The following is a 3411-nucleotide window of genomic DNA, read 5'->3' as shown; positions in this document are numbered from 1 at the left end:
GGTCCGGGCCGTCGATGCAGAGGAATTCAGCCACCTGCTGCATCACCAGCAGGCCGCCGGCGTCCGCGATTGTGACCGGGTCGATCGCTGCGGCCGGCACGCTGCTGCCGACGCGGATGGTGGCGCCCGGCGTCGCTTGAGCGCGGGCAAGCGAGGGCGCGGCGCCAAAACCGGCGGCCATGCCGATGCGGCCGAGAAGCGGCAGCGACAGGCCGAGCAGGCTGCCGTGGCGCACGAATTCGCGGCGGCTGACGCGGCCGTCGATAAGGCCATCGATGAGGTGGTTTTCGAGCGGCGTGCGGTTGCGCCGGATGAGATCGAGAATGCGGTAGTTCTTGCTCATGGGTCTGAACCCTTTCCCCAGTTCTTGTGGTTGGCGAGTGCGTTACAGTTGACGGTTCCGTGGAGTTCTCCTGTCCCGGCCATCGTCAAGAATTTCTGTCGATCGAACTGTAGCATGCAGGTTGATCCGGTCCATCCGCTCCTTGAGGGGGGAAGGTCAGATTTTCTTGATGCATGCCTTGTCCGGTCTCGCGGTCCGATCGAAATCGCGGCCGCTTCTTCTACTCGGTCTGTCGCCTCCTTTCCTTTGACGGTCTCCTGGTTCAGTTCAGCGGCAGCCGGCGATAGGTGCCGGGCTTCGCCGGGTCGTGATACTTGTTGCAGGGCCCGTTCTCGACGAAGTCGCGATGGCAGGCAGCGAGCCTGTCGCAAGACAGCGTTACGCCGAGGCCATAGCCTTCCGGCACCGGCACGGTGTTGTTCTTCGGCGCGAACGGCCCTTCCTCGATCACGTCCATCGGCTGCATGCGGAACAACGACTGGTTGGGCTCTCTGATCCAGCCGAGTGCTGAGCAAAGATGCAGGTAGCAGGCGCTGCCGATGCCGGTGTCGCCGCTGTAGCACCAGTAATCGATGCCGGAATGCTCGCAGGCGCCGATGAAGCGCAGCATGCGGACGATGCCGCCATGTGCTGTCGGATTGCCGACAAACGCGTCCGGCACTTTGAGATCCATGGCGCGCGCGATGTCGATATTGTGGGTCGAGAACGGGATCGACGTGTGGCGCCGCAGCTCGCGCATTTCCTCGATGGTTGCGACCGGATCCTCCCAGTTGCGCACGCCGAGGTCTTCCAGCGGCCTCGCCAGCTGCCTGGCGGTGGCGAGCGAATAGGCCTGGTTGGAATCGATGCGGATCATCGCATCGTCGCCGAGCTTGTCGCGGATCAGCTCGACCATCTTTAGCGAGACTTTCGGATCCTGCGTCGAGAACTTGCCCTCGAAGAAGGTCGTGCCGTGGCGCTCGTGGAGTTCGACGCAGTAATCTGCGACCGCTTCCGGCGTCTTCTCGCCCTTCACCTTCGACCCGTCGCCGCGCAGCGAGAAATAATCGGTGAAGGGGATATCCTTGCGCACCGCGCCGCCGAGCAACTGGTAGAGCGGCTGCTTCCAGGCCTTGCCGCGCAGGTCCCACAGCGCCATTTCGATGGCGCCGAAGGCCATGATGCGGATGCGGTCGTTGATCGACTGCACGCCGGTCCAGAAGGGCAGGCAGACTTGCTCCGCGCCGGCGATGTCGAAGGCGTCACGGCCGGCGAGCCTGGGTGCCAGCACATCGTCGATGACGGCAGCGGCCGCCGGCGTCGGTGCCTCGCCGAGACCGACAAGCCCGTCCTCCGTCTCGACCTCGACGATGGTGGGCGAGAAGCCGTCGAGCTCGCCGAACACCCAGACGTAGGGCGCTTCGAGCCTGTAGTTGATCGGCGTTGCCCTGACGCGCCTGATCTTCATCTCAGCCGATCTCGAAGAAAGGCTTGCCGAGCAGGTCCGGCACGACATCGATGCCGAGGCCGGGTCCATCGGGAATGCCCATGCGGCTGCCCGTCACGGGCGGCTTGTTGGAGGCGGTGCGCACCGTCACCCATTCGTGGAAGGCGATCGCATGCAGCCGGCGCTCCTCCGGCGTCGACAGCGACAGATGCGCCATGGCGGCGGTGTCGATCTCGGCGCCGCCGGTATCCTCGACCGTGATCATGAAGCCGAGATCGACCGCAACGTCACGGATCTGGCGGGTCTGCGTCACGCCGCCCAGCCGCGAGATCTTCAGCGTCAGCCCGTCGGCCGCGCCGCGGCGATGGATTTCCAGCATCTCCTGCAGCGAGGTAACGGACTCATCCAGCACCATCGGCTTGTCGAGCATGCGGCGCACCGACATGTTCTCCTCGATCGTCGTGCAGGGCTGCTCGAACGTGTAGTCGATGCCGCGTGTTGCGTCGGCGAACTGGCGCGCCTGGTAAGGCGTCCAGCCGGCATTGGCGTCGCAGAAGATCACCGTGCCCTTCGGCACGGCCGCGGCCACCGCGGTGACGCGCTCGATGTCGTCGCGCACATTGCCGCCGACCTTGACCTGCAGCCGGTGGTAGCCTTCGGCGACGATCTTCTTGGCAAGTGCCGCCATCTGGTCGACCGTGCCGTGGGTGACGACCCTGTAGAGCTCCGCCGTCTCGCTCTCGCGGCCGCCAAGCATCGTCACCAGCGGCACGTCGGCGGCACAGGCGGCGAGATCCCAGCACGCCATGTCGAGCGCGGCCTTGATGTAGGGATGGCCCTTGAACACCGTGTCCATCAGCCTGCCGATGCCGGCAAGCCCGCGCGGGTCGTGGCCGATGAGATGCGGCGCGATTTCCGGCACGCCCGCACGCGTTCCCGCCGGAAACGCGGCCGAGTAGAAATTGCCGAGCGGCGCCATCTCGCCCCAGCCGGTCACACCTGTGTCGGAAGTGATGGCGACGATCACCGCGTCGAAACAGTCGGCGACCCGCCCCTTCGACATGCGGTAGGGCCCGTCCACGAAGGGCTGCACGACATGGTAGGCTTTTATGCTCTTTATCTTCACGTTGGTGTCCGTTGTCAGCGAGGGAATGGTCAGGCGCCCTTCGACCCACGCTTTTCAAGGCCGCGCGCGTAGGCAAGCAGCTCTTCGAAATCGAGGTCGATATGCTCGCGCGCGTGGCGCTGGGCGGCGCGCATGTCCGAGCCCTTGAGCAGCGCCACATAAGTCTCGTGCACGTCTTCTGCCGGCACCGGCTCGTTGCGGGCCCGCTGATGCAGGGCGAAATACATTTGCAGGCGACTGGTCAGCCGCTGCCAGGTCTCGAGCAGCACCGAATTGTCGGCCCATTCGTAGATCAGCCCATGCAGTTGTAGCGCCGTCTCGATCTGGCGCGTGGTGTCGAGCGCGCGCGTCGCCGCTTTGACCGTTTCATGGCGGCGGTCGAGCTCGTCGAAGAAGCGCTGGTCGCGCAGCGGCCAGGCGAGCTCGATGGCGAACTCGTCGAGCACCTTGTTGAGCGAATAGACGTCGATGATGTCCTTGGCGGCGACGTCGATGACGAAAGTTCCGGCATAGGGG

The 3411-nt window shown here is 65.0% G+C and carries 3 protein-coding genes and 1 pseudogene; all 4 read right to left on the bottom strand.

The annotated features are described in order from the left end of the window. Nucleotides 1–343: pseudogene (locus tag EOA29_RS29555) on the bottom strand (peptide ABC transporter substrate-binding protein); the annotation flags it as partial. A gap of 262 nt (nt 344–605) precedes the next feature. After that, on the bottom strand, nt 606–1790 hold the full coding sequence (locus tag EOA29_RS29550; protein WP_126095349.1) for a mandelate racemase/muconate lactonizing enzyme family protein: 1185 nt from the start codon (nt 1788–1790) through the stop codon (nt 606–608). 1 nt (nt 1791) lies between these two features. Continuing rightward, nucleotides 1792–2895: a mandelate racemase/muconate lactonizing enzyme family protein gene (locus EOA29_RS29545; protein WP_126095348.1), complete on the bottom strand. Its 1104-nt coding sequence runs from the start codon at nt 2893–2895 to the stop codon at nt 1792–1794. Between the two features lie 29 nt (nt 2896–2924). Then, a partial coding sequence (locus EOA29_RS29540) for a GntR family transcriptional regulator (RefSeq protein ID WP_145969859.1) occupies nt 2925–3411 on the bottom strand: 487 nt, incomplete at its 5' end.

Origin of the sequence: Mesorhizobium sp. M1E.F.Ca.ET.063.01.1.1 (assembly GCF_003998155.1) — a bacterium.
Taxonomy (GTDB): Bacteria; Pseudomonadota; Alphaproteobacteria; order Rhizobiales; family Rhizobiaceae; genus Mesorhizobium.
Note: the sequence above shows the minus strand (reverse complement) of the source record. Positions and strands in the feature narration are given on the sequence as shown.